At 71.0% G+C, this 19,265-nt stretch carries 17 protein-coding genes and 1 pseudogene; 3 read left to right on the forward strand and 15 right to left on the reverse strand.

Annotated features, from left to right (window positions below):
• Positions 1 to 21 precede the first annotated feature (21 nt).
• Positions 22 to 837: an ABC transporter permease gene (locus tag ACFYNL_RS32015; protein WP_388809578.1), complete on the reverse strand. Its 816-nt coding sequence runs from the start codon at positions 835 to 837 to the stop codon at positions 22 to 24.
• The gene (locus ACFYNL_RS32020) at positions 834 to 1,844 is read right to left on the reverse strand and encodes an ATP-binding cassette domain-containing protein (protein ID WP_388809581.1); all 1,011 of its coding nucleotides are present in this window, start codon (positions 1,842 to 1,844) and stop codon (positions 834 to 836) included. The genes ACFYNL_RS32015 and ACFYNL_RS32020 overlap by 4 nt, the downstream gene beginning before the upstream one ends.
• A gap of 183 nt (positions 1,845 to 2,027) precedes the next feature.
• Here ACFYNL_RS32020 and coaA point away from each other — a divergent pair, with 183 nt between their 5' ends.
• Positions 2,028 to 2,996, forward strand: a complete 969-nt coding sequence (gene coaA, locus ACFYNL_RS32025; protein WP_388809584.1) for a type I pantothenate kinase — start codon at positions 2,028 to 2,030, stop codon at positions 2,994 to 2,996.
• Positions 2,997 to 3,024: 28 nt separating this feature from the next.
• Here the strand turns inward: coaA and ACFYNL_RS32030 are convergent, their stop codons facing one another.
• The 6 genes and pseudogenes from ACFYNL_RS32030 to ACFYNL_RS32055 form a co-directional block, all read right to left on the reverse strand.
• Positions 3,025 to 3,543 (reverse strand): hypothetical protein, encoded by a 519-nt coding sequence (locus ACFYNL_RS32030; protein WP_388809587.1) that lies wholly within the window; start codon positions 3,541 to 3,543, stop codon positions 3,025 to 3,027.
• Positions 3,544 to 3,832: 289 nt separating this feature from the next.
• Positions 3,833 to 4,030 (reverse strand): annotated as a pseudogene (locus ACFYNL_RS32035) (carboxyl transferase domain-containing protein); the annotation flags it as partial.
• 57 nt (positions 4,031 to 4,087) lie between these two features.
• Complete coding sequence (glmM, locus tag ACFYNL_RS32040; protein ID WP_388809589.1) at positions 4,088 to 5,446, reverse strand: phosphoglucosamine mutase; 1,359 nt, start codon at positions 5,444 to 5,446, stop codon at positions 4,088 to 4,090.
• A 229-nt stretch (positions 5,447 to 5,675) separates the two neighbouring features.
• Positions 5,676 to 6,188 (reverse strand): 30S ribosomal protein S9, encoded by a 513-nt coding sequence (gene rpsI, locus ACFYNL_RS32045; protein WP_019754544.1) that lies wholly within the window; start codon positions 6,186 to 6,188, stop codon positions 5,676 to 5,678.
• A 42-nt stretch (positions 6,189 to 6,230) separates the two neighbouring features.
• The gene (gene rplM / locus ACFYNL_RS32050; protein WP_356583574.1) at positions 6,231 to 6,674 is read right to left on the reverse strand and encodes a 50S ribosomal protein L13; all 444 of its coding nucleotides are present in this window, start codon (positions 6,672 to 6,674) and stop codon (positions 6,231 to 6,233) included.
• A gap of 205 nt (positions 6,675 to 6,879) precedes the next feature.
• On the reverse strand, positions 6,880 to 8,127 hold the full coding sequence (locus ACFYNL_RS32055; RefSeq protein ID WP_388809593.1) for a glycosyltransferase 87 family protein: 1,248 nt from the start codon (positions 8,125 to 8,127) through the stop codon (positions 6,880 to 6,882).
• Positions 8,128 to 8,200: 73 nt separating this feature from the next.
• On the opposite strand from ACFYNL_RS32055, the gene ACFYNL_RS32060 reads away from it, so the two are divergent.
• Positions 8,201 to 9,085 carry a hypothetical protein gene (locus ACFYNL_RS32060; protein ID WP_388809595.1) on the forward strand — a complete coding sequence of 295 codons (885 nt, stop codon included), beginning with the start codon at positions 8,201 to 8,203 and terminating at the stop codon, positions 9,083 to 9,085.
• Between the two features lie 51 nt (positions 9,086 to 9,136).
• Here the strand turns inward: ACFYNL_RS32060 and ACFYNL_RS32065 are convergent, their stop codons facing one another.
• From ACFYNL_RS32065 to ACFYNL_RS32090, 6 genes are all read right to left on the reverse strand, one after another.
• On the reverse strand, positions 9,137 to 9,910 hold the full coding sequence (locus ACFYNL_RS32065; RefSeq protein WP_388809598.1) for a polyprenol monophosphomannose synthase: 774 nt from the start codon (positions 9,908 to 9,910) through the stop codon (positions 9,137 to 9,139).
• Positions 9,911 to 10,198: 288 nt separating this feature from the next.
• Positions 10,199 to 11,275 (reverse strand): NlpC/P60 family protein, encoded by a 1,077-nt coding sequence (locus ACFYNL_RS32070; protein ID WP_388809600.1) that lies wholly within the window; start codon positions 11,273 to 11,275, stop codon positions 10,199 to 10,201.
• 17 nt (positions 11,276 to 11,292) lie between these two features.
• Positions 11,293 to 11,775: a poly-gamma-glutamate biosynthesis protein PgsC/CapC gene (locus ACFYNL_RS32075; protein ID WP_019753111.1), complete on the reverse strand. Its 483-nt coding sequence runs from the start codon at positions 11,773 to 11,775 to the stop codon at positions 11,293 to 11,295.
• A 57-nt stretch (positions 11,776 to 11,832) separates the two neighbouring features.
• On the reverse strand, positions 11,833 to 13,599 hold the full coding sequence (gene pgsB, locus ACFYNL_RS32080) for a poly-gamma-glutamate synthase PgsB (RefSeq protein ID WP_388809603.1): 1,767 nt from the start codon (positions 13,597 to 13,599) through the stop codon (positions 11,833 to 11,835).
• A gap of 6 nt (positions 13,600 to 13,605) precedes the next feature.
• Positions 13,606 to 15,888 carry a HAMP domain-containing protein gene (locus tag ACFYNL_RS32085; protein WP_388810113.1) on the reverse strand — a complete coding sequence of 761 codons (2,283 nt, stop codon included), beginning with the start codon at positions 15,886 to 15,888 and terminating at the stop codon, positions 13,606 to 13,608.
• Between the two features lie 209 nt (positions 15,889 to 16,097).
• Positions 16,098 to 17,276 carry a CapA family protein gene (locus ACFYNL_RS32090; RefSeq protein ID WP_388809606.1) on the reverse strand — a complete coding sequence of 393 codons (1,179 nt, stop codon included), beginning with the start codon at positions 17,274 to 17,276 and terminating at the stop codon, positions 16,098 to 16,100.
• Between the two features lie 191 nt (positions 17,277 to 17,467).
• On the opposite strand from ACFYNL_RS32090, the gene ACFYNL_RS32095 reads away from it, so the two are divergent.
• The gene (locus ACFYNL_RS32095) at positions 17,468 to 18,280 is read left to right on the forward strand and encodes a hypothetical protein (RefSeq protein ID WP_388809608.1); all 813 of its coding nucleotides are present in this window, start codon (positions 17,468 to 17,470) and stop codon (positions 18,278 to 18,280) included.
• An 11-nt stretch (positions 18,281 to 18,291) separates the two neighbouring features.
• Here ACFYNL_RS32095 and truA read toward each other — a convergent pair whose 3' ends face one another.
• A complete protein-coding gene (truA, locus tag ACFYNL_RS32100) occupies positions 18,292 to 19,149 on the reverse strand; it encodes a tRNA pseudouridine(38-40) synthase TruA (protein ID WP_388809611.1) in 858 nt (285 codons plus the stop codon).
• Positions 19,150 to 19,265: the final 116 nt, after the last annotated feature.

Below are 19,265 nucleotides of genomic sequence, written 5' to 3' on the forward strand. Positions count from 1 at the left end.
GGAGTGCGGGCCTCGGCGTCCTCACGCCTTCGCCCGATAGGCCCGCATGGCCAGCGGATAGAACACCACCGCGATCCCCGCGGCCCACACCAGCGACCAGAACACCGGCTCCGCCACCGCACCGCCCAGCAGCAGCCCCCGGAACGCGTCCGACAGGTGGGTCACCGGATTGACGTCGCTCCACGCCTGCAACCAGCCCGGCATCGTGTCCACCATGACGAACGCGCTGCTGGTGAAGGTGATCGGGAAGATGAGCGTGAAGGCGAACGCCTGGACCTTCTCGGCGTCGCCCGCGAGCATCCCGATCAGGACCGCCGACCAGGACACCGCCGCCGCGAACACGATCACGAGCAGGGTGCCGAGCAGGAATCCGTCCAGGCCCCCGGTGATCCGGAAGCCCAGGAGAAGGCCGAGGCCGATCATCAGCAGCAGTGCCCACAGGTGCTTCGCCAGGTCCGCGGTGATGCGGCCGATGAGCGGGGCGGAGCGGGCTATCGGCAGGCTGCGCAGGCGGTCGAAGACGCCCTTGGTGAGGTCGGTGTTGAGGGCCATCGCCGTGTACATCGTCATGAACAGGGTGTTCTGCACGATGATCCCGGGCAACGCGTACTTCAGGTACGCCTCGGGCGATCCGGCCATCTGCCCGCCCAGCACGTAGGTGAAGAGGAACACGAACATGATCGGCGTGATGCTGTAGTCGACCAGTTCCAGCGGGTTGTGCTTGACCGCGACCAGGCTGCGCCAGGCCATCGTGAAGGTCTGGCGGAGTCCGTCGAGCGGGCGCACCCGGCCCGACTTGGTGACCGGGGCCGTGATCGTAGTGGCGGAGGCGGTCATGGCCGCATCACCGCCTTCTGGAGCTCGTTGTCGTCGTCCCGGACGGCCGCTCCGCCGTCACCCTCGGGCTCGCCGGGTTCCGCGCGGTGGCCGGTCAGGGCGAGGAAGACCTCGTCGAGGGACGAACGGCGCAGGGCCAGCTCCCCGACCGCTATCCCCTCGCGGTCGAGCGCCCGCACCACGGCCGGCATCAGCTCGGGATCCTTCACCGGCGCGGTGATCGACTCGCCCTCGATCTGGGTCTGCGGTCCCGCCGCCCCGGCCACGAGCGCGTGCACCCGCGCGAGGTCGTCCGCGAGCACCGGCCGCAGCTCCAGCACCTGCCCGCCGACCTGGGACTTCAACTCGTCCGGGGTGCCCTCGGCGATCACCCGGCCCTTGTCGATCACCACGATGTCGTCGGCGAGCACGTCCGCCTCGTTCAGATACTGCGTGGTCAGCAGGGCGGTCGCGCCGTCCGCGACCAGGCCCCGCAGCAGGTCCCAGAGCTCACCGCGGCTGTGCGGGTCCAGGCCGGTGGTCGGTTCGTCGAGGAAGAGGATGCTGGGCCGGCCCACCAGGCTCGCCGCGAGGTCCAGGCGCCTGCGCATGCCGCCCGAGAACGTCTTCACCGCGCGCCCGGCCGCGTCCGTCAGCTGGAAGCGCTCCAGCAGCTCGGCCGCCCTCGCCCGGGCCTCCCGGCGCGGCAGCCCGAGCAGGCGGCCGATGAGCAGCAGGTTCTCGGTGCCGGTCAGGTTCTCGTCCACCGCCGCGTACTGCCCGGTCAGCCCGACCATGGCGCGCACGACCCCGGCTTCCCGGACCACGTCGTGCCCGGCGACGTGGGCCCGGCCGCCGTCGGGCTGGAGCAGCGTCGCGAAGATCCTGACCGCGGTCGTCTTCCCCGCACCGTTGGGACCCAGCAGCCCGAGGACCGAGCCCCTGCGGGCCCCCAGATCGACCCCGGCCAGCGCCTCCGTGTCCTTGAACCGCTTGACCAGGCCTTCCGCCTCGATCGCATACGTCATGGGTCACCCCCTCGGGGTCGGTGGGCCCCGGTCTGGACCCACCTCTCCGACAACTGTGACGCACGCCACTGACATTCCGCGTCCGGGGCGGTTCCTCCCGAAATCGACAGCGCGTGACGGATCCCACGCCGCGGTCCGTTCGTACTCCCGTAACAATGGACTGTGATCTCTCCGGTCTCCTCGATGCCCCGGAGCGCCCACCGGCCCAGGCCGGAGGCGACTCCCTATGTGGACCTCACCCGCTCGGAGTGGAGCGCGCTGCGCGACAAGACCCCGCTGCCGCTCAGCGCGGAGGAGGTCGAGAAGCTGCGCGGCCTCGGCGACGTCATCGACCTCGACGAGGTGCGGGACATCTACCTCCCGCTCTCCCGCCTGCTCAACCTCTACGTCGGCGCCACGGACGGCCTCAGAGGGGCGCTGAACACCTTCCTCGGCGAACAGGGCTCCCAGTCCGGCACGCCGTTCGTCATAGGAGTCGCCGGCTCGGTGGCCGTAGGGAAGTCCACCGTCGCCCGACTGCTCCAGGCGCTGCTCTCGCGCTGGCCCGAGCACCCGCGGGTCGAGCTGGTCACCACGGACGGCTTCCTGCTGCCCACAAGGGAGCTGGAGACCCGCGGCCTGATGTCGCGGAAGGGATTCCCCGAGTCGTACGACCGCCGCGCGCTGACCCGGTTCGTCGCCGACATCAAGGCGGGCAAGGACGAGGTCAGCGCCCCGGTCTACTCCCACCTGATCTACGACATCGTCCCCGGCCAGAAGCTCACCGTCCGCCGCCCGGACATCCTGATCGTGGAGGGCCTGAACGTCCTCCAGCCCGCCCTGCCCGGCAAGGACGGCCGCACCCGGGTCGGTCTGGCCGACTACTTCGACTTCAGCGTGTACGTCGACGCACGCACCGAGGACATCGAGCACTGGTACCTCAACCGCTTCAAGCGGCTGCGCGAGACGGCCTTCCAGAACCCGTCCTCCTACTTCCGCAAGTACACCCAGGTCTCGGAGGAGGAGGCCCTCGACTACGCCCGCACGATGTGGCGCACGATCAACAAGCCCAACCTGGTGGAGAACATCGCCCCCACCCGCGGCCGGGCCACGCTCGTCGTACGCAAGGGCCCGGACCACAAGGTGCAGCGGCTGAGCCTGCGCAAGCTGTAGGACGGTCCGCGGAAGCTGCCGGCAGTCCTCAGTAGCGCGTCTCGCAGTCCGCGGCGACGGTGTCGCCGAGGTCGCGGAAGACGACGTCGGAACCGCCGTCACAGGTCACCGTGTCGTTGCTGGCGACCCCGTCGCCGATGCCGATCGTGTCGTTGCCCGCGCCGGTCGCCACGGTGTCCGAACCTGGGCCGGCGTCCACCGTGGTACGGACCGCGACGGTCCCCTGGAAGCTGTCGTCGCCGTCGCCCATACCGATCGCGAGCCGCCCGAGCGTGGTGGCGCTTCCGCAGTCGGCACTGGTGGCAGACACCCGGACACACCCCGGCCCGATCGCCACGCCCGTGGTGTCCGTGAGGATCAGACGACCGTTGGAGACGCTCGCGGACATCTGGTTGTGCACACCGGCCCGCGCGTTGAGGAAGGCGTTGCCGAACACCCGGAACGCGGTGGAGCCCGGAGTCTGGGCCGCGGCCGGGGTGGCGAGCGCGGTGACGAGGAGACCGGCGGCCAACACCGGACCGGCCGCTCGCCTCAGGATGCTGCTCACTCTCTTCATGCTCGGTTTCTCACTTTCGTCGAGGAAGGGCACCGGGCCCTCCTCGACGAAGTGAAACAACCAGCCATCCGACATGCACCCTTTGCCAGGTACGTTCGAGTGACACCTGCCGACCGGGGCGGCCCCCGGACCACTTACGTCCGTGGCACCCACCTCGGCCGCCCTCATCTCGTACGACTCAGATGCGGCTCGCCGCGAACGTGGCCGCCGCGTCCGCGTCGGACCTGTAGCCGAGGTGCGGCTGATTGGCGACGACGCCGACCGACTGCCCCTCGACGCGGGCCGGCGCGCAGACGAGCAGGTCGCGTACGGCGTGGAGGGCGTCCTCCCCGTCGGCGGCGAGGAAGTGGGCGTTGCCGTTGACGGCGTTGCCGGTGTGGGCGCCGCCCAGTTCCTCGGCGATGGCACGCTCGCCGGTGACCGCCTCGATGACGTCGGGGCCTGTGACGAACGTGTGCGAGGCGCCGTCGACAACCACACCCGGCGGTCAGCCCCCGCACAGCGAAACCCGCCGCCCCTGACCGGGCACGGGGTCCTATCCGAGCGCCGACTTCACCGCGTCGGCCAGCCGCCCCGCCACGGACCGGGCCTGCTCGATGTCCGCGGCCTCGACCATCACCCGGACCAGCGGCTCGGTGCCCGACGGCCTCAGCAGCACTCGCCCGGTGGATCCGAGTTCCCGCTCCGCCTCGGCGACGGCGGCGGCGAGCTCGGCCGACTCCCCGACCCGGGACCGGTCCACGTCCGGCACGTTGATCAGCACCTGCGGCAGCCGCTCCATCACGGAGGCGAGGTCCCGCAGCGAACGCCCGGTCTCGGCGACCCGAGCGGCCAGCAGCAGCCCGGTCAGGGTCCCGTCGCCGGTCGTGGCGTGATCGGAGATGATGACGTGCCCGGACTGCTCGCCACCGAGGGCGTAGTCGTGCTCCTTCATCTCCTCCAGCACATACCGGTCCCCGACGGCGGTCTGCACCAGCGTCAGCCCCTCCCGCTCCAGCGCCAGCTTGAAGCCGAGGTTGGACATCACGGTCGCCACGACGGTGTCGGCGCGCAGGGCGGAGCGTTCCCGCATGGCCAGCGCGAGCACCGCCAGGATCTGGTCGCCGTCCACCTCCGCACCGGTGTGGTCCACGGCGAGGCAGCGGTCGGCGTCGCCGTCGTGCGCGATGCCGAGGTCGGCGCCGTGCTCGCGGACGGCGGCCTTCAGCAGGTCCAGGTGGGTGGACCCGCAGCCGTCGTTGATGTTGAGCCCGTCCGGTTCGGCACCGATGGTGACGACCTCGGCCCCGGCCCGCTTGAACGCCTCGGGCGAGACACCCGCCGCGGCGCCGTGCGCCTCGTCGAGGACGATCTTCAGCCCGTCGAGCCGGTTGGGCAGGACCGCGAGGAGGTGGGCGACGTACTCGTCGAACCCTTCGTCGTAGGACCGCACCCGTCCGACGGCCGCGCCGGTCGGCCGCTGCCACGGCTCACCGTGCCGGTGCTCGTCGTAGACGGTCTCGATACGGTCCTCCAGCTCGTCGGCGAGCTTGTGGCCGCCCCGGGCGAAGAACTTGATGCCGTTGTCGGGCATGGCGTTGTGGCTGGCGGAGAGCATGACGCCCAGGTCGGCGCCGAGCGAGCCGGTCAGGTGGGCGACGGCGGGTGTCGGCAGCACGCCGACCCGCAGCACGTCGACACCCGCACTGGCGAGGCCCGCGACCACGGCGGCCTCCAGGAACTCCCCGGACGCGCGCGGGTCCCGTCCGACCACCGCGGTGGGCCGGTGGCCCTCGAAGGTGCCCGCCTCGGCGAGCACGTGCGCCGCCGCCACGGACAGTCCGAGCGCCATCTCGGCGGTCAGGTCCGCGTTGGCGACACCACGCACGCCGTCCGTGCCGAAGAGTCGTCCCACTTGTCCTCCTGAGGAAACTTCAGATCCGGAAGCGGAGCCGGCGCACGATCTGCCGCCGGAGGGCTCCCGCTTCCCGGCATTCCATGCCTGGGCATCGGATCGCACAAGCCTTTGAACGTCTTGTGCCGTTATACGCCCGAGGCCGGTGATAAAACGAACGCCCCGGTGGCACTGTGGCGTGCCGCCGGGGCGTTCGGAGTACCGGAGTACGAGCAGAGGCAGCTGCTGTTTAGCGCTTGCTGTACTGCGGAGCCTTGCGGGCCTTCTTCAGACCGGCCTTCTTGCGCTCGACCGCACGGTCGTCGCGCTTGAGGAAGCCGGCCTTCTTCAGCGGGCCGCGGTTGTTGTCCACGTCGGCCTCGTTCAGCGCGCGGGCGACACCGAGACGGAGCGCACCGGCCTGGCCGGAGACACCGCCACCGGCGATGCGGGCGACGACGTCGTAGCGGCCTTCGAGCTCAAGGACCTTGAACGGCTCGTTGACTTCCTGCTGGTGCACCTTGTTGGGGAAGTAGTCCTCAAGGGTGCGACCGTTGATCTTCCACTTGCCGGTGCCCGGAACGATCCGGACGCGGGCGATGGCGTTCTTGCGACGGCCCAGGCCGGCGGCCGGCTGGGGCTCACCGAAGCGCGAGGCGAGGGACTCGGAGGTGTACTCGCCCTCCACCGGAACCTCGGACTCGGTGGTGTAGCTGTCGATGTCAAGCTCTTCGAGCGGCTGCTCGGCAGTGGTCTCGGCCACGATTCTCCTCAGATTCTCTTCAGTCTTAGGGGGTGGCCGGACTTACTGCGCGACCTGGGTGATCTCGTACGGCTGCGGCTGCTGCGCGCCGTGCGGGTGCTGGTCACCCTTGTAGACCTTCAGCTTCGAGAGCATCTGACGGCCCAGGGAGTTCTTGGGGAGCATGCCCTTGACGGCCTTCTCGATGGCCTTCTCGGGGTTCTTGTCGAGCAGCTCGTCGTAACGGACGGAGCGCAGACCACCCGGGTAGCCGGAGTGGCGGTACGCCATCTTCTGGGTCCGCTTGTTGCCGGAGAGGTGCACCTTGTCGGCGTTGATGATGATGACGAAGTCACCGGTGTCGACGTGGGGCGCGTAGATCGGCTTGTGCTTGCCCCGCAGGATGGAGGCGGCGGTGCTGGCGAGACGGCCCAGGACGACGTCCTGAGCGTCAATGACGTGCCACTGGCGCGTCACATCGCCGGGCTTGGGGCTGTACGTACGCACGGTTCGTAGCCTTCGCTTCGAGTGAATGGTCCTGAACAGGTCACCGAAACGATCACGACAGCCTAGACCGCACGGCGGCGACGCATACCGCGTACGTGGGGTCGCTGGTCATCGGCCCGGTGGACCGGTGTAAGGGCCCGTCCCGTGAGAATGAGCAAGCCAATACACAACGAACATGCAGGATACCTGCGGCGCCACGGCCGGGTCAAAACGGCTTGGCGGAGGTCGGTCCTGCCGCTCCGCACCCAGCGTAGACGCCCCGCCGGGAACCGCCGCCGGGCAGGCGCGGCCGGCGCCGCAGACCTCCGGCGGTCCTGGAGCAGTGCGCCGCCAGCGTCACCGCCAGACCACACAGTGTCACCGCGTCCCTGATCGCCCGCCGCTGCACGCTCTCCAGAAAGGGCCAGGTCACGCCCGGCAGCTGCGGCACCAGCGCCAGCCAGAACCACGGCCCGCGGGCCGCCGCACCCGCGCACGGCACCCCGGCCAGCACCACCGGCACGACGACCAGCAGATAGTGGTCGTACGACGGACGCGAGACGAGGAACGCCGACAGCATCAGCGTCGCCGCCACCTCCGCGAGCCTCAGCGACCTCCCGCCCTCGCTCCCCTCCCCGCTCCGCCACCGCCGGTACGCGCACCCGACGCCCACCGCCGCCGCGACCGACGCGACCCCCTGCGCCACCGCCCCGGGCACCCCCGCCCGAGGCAGCACCGCGACCGGCGACGCCTCGTACAGCCGGACGAACCCGTCGTCGCCGCGCAGCAGGAACGGCAGGGTCCGGGTGAAGAAGCCCGCGGGATCCGGCAGCAGCATCGCCGCCCCCACGGACGCGGCCACCGGTACGGCGACCATCACCACCAGCCCTCGCCACCGTCCCGCGAAGACGAACAGCAACGCCAGGGGCGCCAGCAGCGGTTTCAGCGCGACGGCCGTCCCGATCACCGCCCCGGCCGCCACCCACCGCCCCCGCCCGGCCAGGGACAGGCCCAGCGGCAGCGCGAGCACCGCCGTCGCCGTCCAGTTGCCCAGCTGCACGAGATGGGCGAACGGCGCGAACCCCGCCGCGAGGCCGGTCAGCCCGAGCGCCGCGAACCGGCTGCGCAGGGGCACGGCGTGCAGCCGCAGGGCGCACACCCACCCGCCCACCAGGCACCCGGTCACCGCCAGCGGCACCAGCACGCACAGCGCCTCCCGCGGGACCAGCACCTGAGGAGCCGCCGCGAGCACCGCACTCGGCAGATAGAGGAAGTGGTCGTCGTCATACGGCGAACCCCCGGCCAGCCACACCCGCGCCGCCCGCACGACGATGGCGTTGTCCATCCCTCCGTCCGAGGTCACACGCGCCGTACGCACGACGAGGGCAGCGAGCACGGCCCCGGGCACCACCCACAGATGCCAGGTCGCCCGTCGTACCAACCACCCGAAGATGTCGCTTTTGCACTCGCTCATCGACTGAACGCTAGGGGCCTGTGCGGTTCTTGGGACGGAGCGGCACACCCACGACCCGTCTAAGATGCGCCCCATGAGCTACGGGCAGCAGGGGGGACCACAGTCCCAGTGGGATCCCTGGAAACCGCATTCCCAGCAGCCGTGGAACGGCGGCACCGACGAAACGCCTGACTGGGCGGCCCTCGCCGAGGCCTCCGAGTCGCGCCACAAGCGGCGTCGGATGCTGTTCATCGGCGGTGGCGCGCTCGCCACCGTCGCGATCGGTGCCGCCGTCGCCGTCGCCGTGGTGTCGGCCAACGGCAACTCCGACCCGAACAAACCGGCTTCGGGGCTGCCCGCGACCGCCGACCTGCCGGGCCGGACCGACGGAGCGACCCCGTCGTTCGAGTCGACGAGCGCTCCGCCGCCGCTGGACCCGAGGGACTTCATCGCCAGCAAGGGCAAGGACACCGCCCCGCTCGGCGCGCAGATCCTCTTCCCGGGCACGCAGCTGACCATGGGTGAGACGGTCTACAAGAAGGGCGCCACGGACGACACCAAGAGCTGTTCCGCGGTGTCCAAGGGCGGCCTGCCGAAGATCCTGACCCAGAACGACTGCACCCGCTTCCTGCGCGTCTCCTACATCAAGGAGGGCATCGCGGTGACGGTCGGCGTGGCCGTCTTCGACACCCAGGCGCAGGCGGCCAAGGTCAAGAGCCAGGTCAACACCGAGAAGGACATCATCAGGTCGCTGTCCGGCAAGGGCATCAAGGACTTCTGCACCGCCTCGATCTGCCGCACGACCTCCAACTCCGTGGGCCGTTACGCCTACTTCACCATCGCCGGTTTCACCAACGGCAAGGACGTCACCGAGAAGGACACCCCGGTCTTCCAGATCGGCGACAACCTGGAGGAGTTCACGTTCCGTCAGATCCTCAGGCGGGGCGAGGCCCAGGCCTCGGCGGCGGCCGACGAGTAGACGCGGGCGACGAGCGGCGGCGGTCGGCGGTGGCCGGCCGCCGCAGCCGTCTCACCGGTGCTTCAGGCGCAGCCGGATCGGTACGACCGCAGACTCCAGCTGCGTCCGCAGGGTCATCTTGGACACGCCCTCGGTCCGCTCCTCGAAACGGATCGGGATCTCGACGGCACGGTGACCGGCCCGTACGGCCTTGTACTTCAGCTCGACCTGGAAGCTGTAGCCCGCGCTGTCCAGGGTGGTCAGGTCGAGGTCCCGCAGGGTGGCCGCGGACCACAGGTTGAAGCCGGCCGTGATGTCCCGGATCTCGGTGCCGAGCACGGTCCGGGCGTAGCGGTTGGCGAAGCGGGAGAGCAGGACGCGGTGCACCCCCCAGTCCTCGTCCAGTGAGCCGCCCTCGACGTACCGGCTGCCGATGACCAGGCCGACGTCCGAGGCGACGGCCGTGTCCAGCATCCGCGGCAGCACCTGTGCCGGGTGGCTGCCGTCGGCGTCCATCTGGACGACGTAGGCGGCGCCCTCCTCCAGCGCGGCGGTCATGCCGGCCACGTACGCCCGTCCGAGGCCGTCCTTCTCGGTGCGGTGCAGCACGCTCATCCGGCGCTGCCCGGCGGGCAGGTCGGCGTTGTACTTCTCGGCCAGTTCCTCGGCGAGCCGTCCCGTGCCGTCCGGGCTGGAGTCGTCGACGACCTTCAGATGCAGCCGGTCGACGGGCAGCCCGAGCACCAGCTCGGCCATCCGCGGCAGGTTCGCGGCCTCGTTGTACGTCGGCATCACCACGGTGACCGGGACGCCGGGGTGCCCCTCGTGGCTGTCGCGTTCCGTCATGGCTCTCTCTTTCCCTCCCTCGGGAGCCCCTACCGAGGCCCCTCCCCGAAAGGAGCGGGCCTGCCCGGCGCCCGGGGCACCGGTCCGCCGCGGTCCAGCGGTCCGGGTCGAGCACCGGACTGCGGCCACTGGGTCAGATGCAGCGAGCGGCCGGTGCGTTGCAGCACGGTGGGATGGCATCGGCGCGGTCGAGAGCCGGTGCGTCGCGGAGGTCGCGGTACCGCGGCCGGGCGGGCCGTCTCGGGCCCGGGCGCGGCACGGGCGTCCGGAGCGTGACGCCGAGCGGGCTCACAGCCGCTTGGCGCTCCGCAGTGTCTTGGCGTAGTAGCCGTTGCCGTCCAGCCGCGACACCCCGCCCACGTCACCGATGGTCGGCCCGTTGACCTCCTCACGGCTGGAGACGAAGATCAGATGCCCCTGGGTGTCATGGCCGAGCACCATGCCGACGTGGTCCAGACGCTGGCCCGTGCGCGCGTCGAGCTTGAAGAAGACGAGGTCCCCCGGCTGGAGCTGGTCGATGGCCGAGGGCCGGTCCTTTGCCGAGATGCCGGCCAGCGGCAGGATGTCCGCGCCTTCCTTGGAACGGGCCATCCCGTTGGCCGTGCGGGGCAGCCCGTCGCCTGAGGTGTCCGACGACATCAGGGGGTAGCGGGCCCGGTAGCCCAGCACCATCCGGATGAACCCCGAGCAGTCGATCGACCGGGCCCGCGCGCTCTCCGGCTGCCCGACGACACCGTCCCGGAAGGGGTACGGCAGACCCAGGTAGTCGTAGAAGTCGGACTGCTCCAGCCGCAGGTCGCCGCCCTCGGCGCCGGAGGCGTTCAGCGGACCGAAGTTCGCGTCACCGGCGTAGACCGTGCCCTGCGCGTCCTTCTTCTGCGGCGCGCCCGCCACGTACTGGAAGGCGAAGGCGAAGATGTCGTCCTTCTTGCTGTCCTTGTTCTCCGCGTACCACTCCTTGAACCACTTCTTCTTCTCCGCGCCCGCGGCCCAAGGCTCGGGCATGAGCCGCACCCAGTCCGTGGTGGACACCTTGGAGGAGGTCGAGGTCGGCTCCTGGAACGTACGCGCCGGCCCGGTCAGCGTCGCGGTGCGCGCGCCGTCCGTGAACACGGCCTTGATCTGGCCGTCGGATCCGCGCAGCACGGACCGTGCCGGGTTCTCCAGCCGGGACCAGGCCTCCTTCCCGGTGTCCGCCGAGGCACCGGAGCCCCTGCCGCCCTCCAGGACACCGACGTTGCGGACCTCGGTGACACCCGGCTCCTCCTGCTTGCGGAGTTCCACCGTGAGGTAGCCCGAGGCCGCGACGAGCGTGAGCAGTACCAGGCCCGAGACGACCGGCCGCGACTTCTTCTTCCCTGCCATCGTTTGCTCCTCGGTTCTCAGACGGTCGGCATGACGCCGAGCAGCAGGCCGGCGGCGACGACGATGTAGGCCATGAGGGAGACGGTGCCGGTGGCCAGCAGTGTGGCCCCCTTGGGCTGGCGCACCATCTGGTAGGCGATCAGGCCCGGCACGATGAAGCCGAGCGTCTGGTTGCCGTACAGCAGCGGGAACTCGATCGAGAGCACGATCATCACCGTGGCCTGCAGCAGCACGCCGAGCAGCACCACCGCGGCGAACAGCCGCTTGCCGTAGAGGATCACCAGCCGCTGCATGATCTTGGTGCCGCCGTAGGTGAGGGCGGTGACGCCCACCACCATCGCCGCGCGCTGGAGGTCCTCGATGAGGGTGAGCGCGAGCCAGCCGGGGGTGATCATGCCGCCGGGCGACAGGTTGGTCGTGAGATAGCACAGCAGCGAGAAGAACAGGCCTATGGCGATGCCCAGGGCGGCCATCTCGGGGGTCAGTGCGGCGGTGGTCAACGGGGTCTCCGGGCAGGGGATACGGGTTCGAAGGCGGGGTGGGCGGCGGTCGACGGGTCAGACACGCGGTGGGTGTCCCCCTCCGTCGTCGTCCCCCGGCCGCCGGACCGGCCGGCCGAACGGATCGTCGTCGTACGACCGCTGCCCGGGGCCCGCGCCGTACGGCGGCTCGTGCCCGGGCTCGGGCCCGGGATCCGGCTGGCGCGCGGTCCGGAACCACGCCGAGACCTCCGCCTGCCCTTCCGCGTACGGAGCCTGACCCGGCCCCTGCGGCGGACCCGCCGCGTACGACGGCCCTTCGCCGTGCTGCGGCTGGGCCCCGCCGTGATGCGGGGTCTGTGCGTGGTGCTGTGCCCTTCCGGCGTGCTCGGCCCCGCCGTGGTGCGGTGTCCCGCCGTACTGTGCGGTGCCGCCCTGGAACGGGCCCTCGCCGTACGACCCGCCCCGCCCGGCGGCGTACGCCCCCGGCGCCTCGGCGTACCGGCCCGCGGGCTGGGCCGCGAGGGTGATCACCGGGATCTCCTGGGTCTGCGAAGCCTGGTACCGCTCTTCGTAGGCCGTGGGATAGGAGGCGTACGGGTCCAGGCGCTGCGGTTGCTGCGGCGCGGCGACGACCGCCGGCCCGCCCTCGTCCGTGCCGCTCTCGTCCGCCGGGAGCTCGGCGAGGTACTCGAGGAGTTCCTCGCCCTGCCCGTGGATGTTGCCGATGGCGACCAGGGAGGAGCCGTCGGACATCCGGCCGAGCAGCGTCGGCATGAACTCGTCCGCCGCGCGCCGCTCTCCGCCGAGGTCGACCGCGCGGTCGCGCCAGTCGGCGGGGATGGCGTCGATGGCGCTCTTGGACGGGTGGCCGATGACGAACACGTTGTCCGGCTGGAGGTCGGGGATGATCTCGCCCATCTGCCCGTTGCGCTCCACCCGGTCCGGGCGGCAGTTGATCACGACGTTCAGGGGACGGCGGATCGCGCCGAGGTCGAGCAGCTGGTTGATGTTCATCAGCGTCGACTCGGGGTCGTTGGCCGCGAACACGTTGGCGAAGGCGAGCCGCTTGCCGTCGGGGGCGACGTACCGCTCCACGGACAGCACACCCGGGTCCGGCGGGGCGTCGTACATGCCCTGCAGCGCGACCTTGCGCTCGATGCCGAGCAGCTCCGCCACGACCAGCGCGATGGCGACGTTCTCCTTGAAGGTGAACCAGCTGAAGCCGCGCAGCTCCTCGTCGGTGACCGTCTCCGGGTCGGCGTAGACCAGCTTGCAGTCACGGGCGTCCGCCTCCTCCTGGAGGATGTGGAAGCGCTCCTTCTCCGCGGTGACGCAGATGCCGCCCTCGGGCATCGAGCGGCACAGCGAGCGGGCCACGTCGTCCAGGGTGGGTCCCATCTCGGCGAGATGGTCCTCACGGACGTTGCACAGCACGCCGATCGTCGAGCGGATCAGCTTGCTCTGGTTGACCTCCTGCAGCGCCGGCATGACGGCCATGCACTCGATGACCAGCGCGTCGGGACGGTAGGTGGCGGCCCGGCGGACGATGCCGATCTGCTCGACGACGTTGGCGATGCCGAACTTGCGGTAGACCGGCTCCTCCGTCGCGTCCGGGTGGATGAAGCGCGCCGCGGTGCCCGTCGTCTTGGCGACGGTGACCAGGCCACCGCCGCGCAGGGCACCCGCGCACAGCCGGGTGATGGAGGACTTGCCGCGGATGCCGTTGACGAGCACCCGTGAGGGGATGGTGTGCAGCGCGGCGTAGTGCCTGCGCTGCTCGATGACGCCCGCGACGAACAGGCACACGCCGCCGATCAGCAGCACGAAGTAGAGATAGAGCACGGCCGGTCACCTTCCTCCGGCGCCGAGCCGGGGCTCGGCACTGCGGCGCGCCTGGTTCTGCCTGCGGGCCTGCAACTGCTGGCGCACCAGTTCGAGGCTGCGGACGACGGCCCCGACCTCGTCGTGGTAGCGGGGGTACAGCACGGTCTTGAGGTCGCCGTCGGCCAGCTTCTCGGCGCTGCTCGCGAGGGCGCGCAGCGGCCGGACCACGACCAGGTGGATCCAGCCCAGGCAGACGACGATCAGCGCGAGCCCCAGCATTCCGGCGAGCACACTGCGGTCCTCGCGCTCGTAGGGGGCGATCTCGAAGTGCTTGGCGTTCTGCCAGCTGACGACGGTCCAGCCGATGTCGGCCGCCACACCGCCGCCGGAGAAGGGCGCCGCGGCGGCGACGGTGACCGAACGCCCCTCGCGCAGCAGCAGGCCGTTCTCCACCGGCCCCGCGCCGACGTGGACGCTGCCCGCCCGCACGACGTCGGCGAGCGCGTCGCGCGGCAGCTCCTCGAACGCCAGGAATCCGTCGCTGGCGGCGATGGTCCTCGCCTCGGCGTCGACCACGCGGACCTCACCGAGACCGGGCCGGTTCAGCAGCGAGTTCAGGAACTCCACCCGTACCTCGCCGACCAGGGTCAGGTCCTTGTGCCCGGGTACCGGGGACCCGGCCTGGATCACCGGCTTCTTGCCGCCTTCGCCCGCCACCCGGATGAGCGACGGGCCCTGCTCCCCCGCGCCCTCGTCCGCGTCCCAGTCGGCGCTCGGCTCGGCACCGGCACGGGCGACGACCTCGCCGCCCGCGTCGACGACGTACAGGGAGCCGTAGCGGGTGTGCTTGCGCAGGGCGTCGTCGAGGACACCGGTCGTGGCGTCGGGGTCGTCCGCGTCGATCAGCCGGGAGGTGGACACCAGGTCGGCCTGGGCCTCGTTGAGAGCCCGGCGGACCCGGTCGGCGACCAGGTCGGTGCGGTCACGCTGGTCGTTGACCATGGTGCTCGGCACGCTCACCGAGGCGTCCGTGCGGTTGAGCAGCAGCCCGACCGGCACGCACCACAGCAGCAACAGCACCGCGGTCAGCCCGAGCGGCGCCCGCAGACCCAACCGGCCGCCGCGGCGACCGCCGCGCCCGCCGGTGCCGTCCCGGCCGCCCTGCTCGACTCCCTCGTCGGACAACTGCGCGCGCAGCCGTTCCAGTGCGGCTCCCACGCGCGCCGTCTCGCCCCAGCGGGGCACGTCGACGGGCCGGGTCAGATCGCCGCGGGCCAGCCGGCGGGACTCCAGGAAGAGCAGCAGCAGCGGCCGCTGCACCGCCCGCCACAGCAGGGCCGCGGCCAGCAGGCCGAACACCACCAGGACACCGGCCGCCACCAGCCCGTACAGCTCGCGCTCCTGCCCGACGGCCTGTTCCTGCACCACGGGCAGCATGGCCACGACCGTCAGCCCGAGGCCCGCGCCGACGCTCTTCTTCTCGTCCGGGTCGGACGAGGCCAGGGAGGCGTATCCGGCGGTGGCGACCCGGCCGTTGTACGCGTCGCCGAGCAGGGTTCCGCTGACGCCCGGGTAGCCCCGTGAGCCGGGCTCCCTGGCGCTGACCGGGTCCTGCTCGGTCTCGGTCGCGGCCCGGTCGGACAGCCGGGTCATCTGCTTCTGCAGGAAGGTCAGTTCGCTGCGCTCGGCGTCGGAGTTGAGCGCCTCGGCCTGCTCGAAACCGGCCGTGGCGAGGACCTCGCCGCCCCGCGCCACGACCGACATCGAGCGGAAGGGCCCCAGGTTGATGGGGGGCACGGAGAGGCTGCCCGAGGCGATGAGCAGCTGCTGCGGCCGGTCCTCGAAGTCCAGGACCGCCATGGTCATCAGCCGTACGTCGCCGGTCCTCAGCCGCACCATGCGCGGCGTCAGGGCGTCGTCTCCGGTGAGGACGTCCTTGTCGAGCCAGGCGAGGGGAATCGTTTCACCCCGTGCGGCGAGCACCTCCCCGCTCTCCAGGTCCAGCACGGTGGTGCCGGTCCACTTCTGGTAGGTGCTGCTCAGGTCCGACAGCACGCGCTCGGGAGCCACCGGCTTGCCCGCGTTCAGGGCGGCCGCGGTGCGGTTCAGGTCGGTGACCCGCTCGTCGATCGACGCGCGCAGGGCGATGGCGCCGTCCTCCGCGAAGTGCTGCTGGGAGTTCAGCACCGCCTTCGGCACGACCGGTTCGCCGGCCGGACCCAGCACCTTGGCGGTCAGCCCGGCCAGGGCGAAGATCAGCAGGCACAGCAAAGCGATCGGGGGTCGGATGCCGCCGAGGAGCGGCATGTCCGCGCGTCTGCGGATGCGCCGCCGCCCGCCCCGTCCGGGACGCGGCGCACCTTGGGTTGGAGTCACCGGTGGTTTCCTTCGCCTCTTCACTACTCAGGCGCTCGCAGGAGCCACCGCTGACGCGGGCATGAGACGCCGTCCACTTTTAAGACTCTTGACCCGCTTCGGGGTTGGGCTGTGGCAGCAACAAGTTGCTGTGGCTCTCGTCACTCCCGCGACGAGAACTGCTCCAGACCGTCACCGCCCGGGGCTCCCCGGTTGTAGAGGAAGCCGCTCGTGCGCTCCTCGGCCAGCCGGTAGCGGGCGAGCCGGTCCTCGGACAGGGAGCCCGGGTCGTCGAGCGCCTTCTGCACGTCCACCACCCGGTGGTCCTCGACCGCGCCCGCGGGCGCCTTCGCACCCGGCTCCAGCTCCGGCGGGATGTCGACCAGCGTGGTCCGGTAGCGGGCGCTGACGTCCCAGCCGTCCGTCGTCTCCTTGAACTCGAACCAGCCGATCGCGCCCTCCTCGGTCAGACCGGTCGGCGAGGAGTGGCGGGCCACCTGGTTGCCGAGGCTGTAGGCGATCCAGGTGCCGTTGAGCTTCTGGATCGGCTGCACGACGTGCGAGTGGTGGCCGATGACCAGGTCGATCCCGGTCTCCTCGGTGATCCGCTCCGCCAGGTCCAGCTGCGGCACGCTCGGCTCGTTGTAGTGCTCCAGACCCCAGTGGACGGAGAGGATGACGACCTCGGCGCCCTTCTTGCGGGCCCGGGCCTCGGCCTTCTTGATGTCGTCGGTGCTGAGCCGGTTGAAAGCCCAACGCTCCTTCTCGGGCGTGGGGTTGAGGAAGGACTCCCAGGAGAACGACAGGTGGGCGACCTTGACGCCGTTGACGTCCCGGATGTTGATCTGTTGTGCTTCCTCGGGCGTACGCGCGGACCCGGTGTGCCCGAGGCCCACCTTGTCCATCGTGTCCAGGGTGCGCTTGACGGCCTTGAGACCGTGGCCGTAGGTGTGATTGGAGGCCGTCGAGCAGGTGTCGTAACCCACACCCTTGAGAGCCGTGAGGATCTGCGGGGGGACGAGGAATTCCGGGTATCCCTCGAAGGGGCCCTTGGGCGTCCCGACCGGCGTCTCCATGTGACAGATGGCCAGATCCGCCTTGCTGATGACCGGCTTCACCCCGGCCATGAGCGGTCCGAAGTCCAGCCCGGCCTGCCCCGCGCCGGTCTTCTTCGCATCCTTGGCCGCCTGTTCGACCAGCTCGGGATGGATGAGCACATCGCCCGCGGCGGCGACGGTGAACGAGCGGCCGTCCGGCTTCACCTGCGCCTCGGAGGGGCCGGAGGTGCAGCCGGCGGTCAGGCCGCCCAAAGCCACCAGAACCGCCAGCGAGCGACCCATACGGAGAGACTTACGGAATGTCACCGCGACATATTCACACGCGCCTCACAACCGCACCGGGCTTTACCATCACGGGACAGTCACGGTTCGCTCGCGTTTTCGCCCAAACCGTTTTGATCCTGGCGCTCGCCGGTTGCGACCTGACGCCGTCCGAAGCACCGGAAGAATCCGCTCCGCAGGCCCGGGAGCTGGTGGACCTCCGCAGCCGCATCCTCGACTACACGGCCGGCCTCGAACCCGACGCCCCCTACACCCCGCCCGGCGAAGACGAACGTGAGCGACTGGCACGCGGGGTGGGACTTCTCCTGGACGGCGACGCCGCCGAGGCGGAACGCCTGCTCGCCCCCCTCGGCCTCGGCATCACGCGCCTCACCGACACCGACTCCGGCCGCCGCTACGACGAGGTGGCCGCCACCCGGCGCAACGGCAAGGCCGCCCGGTGGGGCCGCCTCTACCTCAACGCCGACTCCGCGCTCCGCTGGAACGTCCAGGTGCCGCACCCCGTCTCCGACCGGGACACCGAGCAACTCGGCGTCCGGCTGCTGGAGGGCACCCCCTCGGGCGCGCTGGTCCTGGCCGGCGCCCACCGCCGCGCGGGCCGCGGGGACGAGGCGGACGTCGCCCACCAGGAGTCCAGTGCCTTCCACACCGTCGTCGTGGAACTCCAGAAGCGCGGCGTGCCCGGCCTCCAGGTGCACGGCTTCGCCGAGACCTCCGAGCGTCCCTACGAGGCGGTCGTCTCCGGTGGCGCCGCGCAGACCGCGTCCGGTGAGGCGGCCGCGCTGGCCGACCGCATGGAGGCGGACGGGCTGCGCGTCTGCCGGGGCTGGTCCGCACGCTGCCCGCTGGAGGGCACCACGAACGTCCAGGGCAGGTCGGCCGAGCGGCAGCACGCCGCCTTCCTGCACGTGGAACTGGCCCCCGACGCCCGCGGCGACGGCCCCGACGCCGACGAGGCGGCCGACGCCCTCGGCGAACTCCTCACCACCTGGTCCGACGACTGACCCGGCGGCCCTCAGCAGCAGCCGGCCCCCGGCAACGACCGCTTGTTCCGCGCCTCCTTGTTCCGCGCGGCCAGCAACTCGTCGGCCGGGTACCCGACCTCTTCGAGAGTCAGCCCATGCGGCCGTACGACGTGCACCGCGGAGTCCCTGACACCGGCGGCGAGCACCTTCCCCGGCCAGTCGGCGGGCCGGTGGCCGTCCCCCACGAACAGCAGCGCCCCGATGAGCGAACGCACCATGTTGTGGCAGAAGGCGTCCGCACGCACGGTGGCGGTGATGATCCCGTCGTCCCCTCGCACCAGGCTCAGCTCCTGCAGCGTGCGGATGGTGGTGGCCCCCTCCCGCTTCTTGCAGTAGGCCGCGAAGTCGTGCTCACCGAGCAGCCCGCGTGCGGCCTCGTTCATGGCGTCGACGTCGAGCGGCCAGTCGTGCCAGAGGACGTGACCGCGCAGCAGCGGATCCACCCCGCCCGGATTGTCGGTGACGCGGTAGGCGTAGCGCCGCCACACGGCCGAGAACCGCGCGTTGAACCCCGCGGGCGCCTCCCTGAGCGCCCACACCCGCACATCCTTGGGCAACCGCCCGGCAAGCCGCTTGAGCAACTTCTCGTGGTGCTCGCGCCACACGGACTCCGGCAGATCGACATGCGCGACCTGCCCCCGCGCATGGACCCCGGCATCGGTCCGCCCGGCCACGGTCAGCTCGTACGTCGTCCCGCCCGACCGTGTCACGGTCCGCAGCGCGTCCTCGATCTCCCCCTGCACGGTCCGCCTACCGCCGGCCTGCTTGGCCCAGCCGTGAAACGCGCTGCCGTCATAGGACAGGTCGAGGCGAACACGGACGTGACCGGGTGCAGCTTCATCACTCACGTACAGATCCTCTCAGGTACACAAAAGCGGGCCCGCCCCTCGGAAGGGAACGGGCCCGCAAACGCCCTCAAGGGGCGCGGGGAACTGCGCGAGCGACCACGACGGCGCCGCAGCCG

The sequence above is a fragment of the Streptomyces sp. NPDC007808 genome (assembly GCF_042868655.1).
Classification (GTDB): domain Bacteria; phylum Actinomycetota; class Actinomycetes; order Streptomycetales; family Streptomycetaceae; genus Streptomyces.

Coding starts and splice junctions, on each gene's coding strand:
- ACFYNL_RS32070 (WP_388809600.1), bottom strand. CDS start 11,275: ATGGCAGGGAAGAAGAAGTCGCGGCCGGTCGTCTCGGGCCTGGTACTG.
- ACFYNL_RS32085 (WP_388810113.1), bottom strand. CDS start 15,888: ATGCCGCTCCTCGGCGGCATCCGACCCCCGATCGCTTTGCTGTGCCTG.
- ACFYNL_RS32090 (WP_388809606.1), bottom strand. CDS start 17,276: ATGGGTCGCTCGCTGGCGGTTCTGGTGGCTTTGGGCGGCCTGACCGCC.
- ACFYNL_RS32055 (WP_388809593.1), bottom strand. CDS start 8,127: ATGAGCGAGTGCAAAAGCGACATCTTCGGGTGGTTGGTACGACGGGCG.
- ACFYNL_RS32020 (WP_388809581.1), bottom strand. CDS start 1,844: ATGACGTATGCGATCGAGGCGGAAGGCCTGGTCAAGCGGTTCAAGGAC.
- ACFYNL_RS32015 (WP_388809578.1), bottom strand. CDS start 837: ATGACCGCCTCCGCCACTACGATCACGGCCCCGGTCACCAAGTCGGGC.
- ACFYNL_RS32065 (WP_388809598.1), bottom strand. CDS start 9,910: ATGACGGAACGCGACAGCCACGAGGGGCACCCCGGCGTCCCGGTCACC.
- coaA (WP_388809584.1), top strand. CDS start 2,028: ATGCCCCGGAGCGCCCACCGGCCCAGGCCGGAGGCGACTCCCTATGTG.
- ACFYNL_RS32060 (WP_388809595.1), top strand. CDS start 8,201: ATGAGCTACGGGCAGCAGGGGGGACCACAGTCCCAGTGGGATCCCTGG.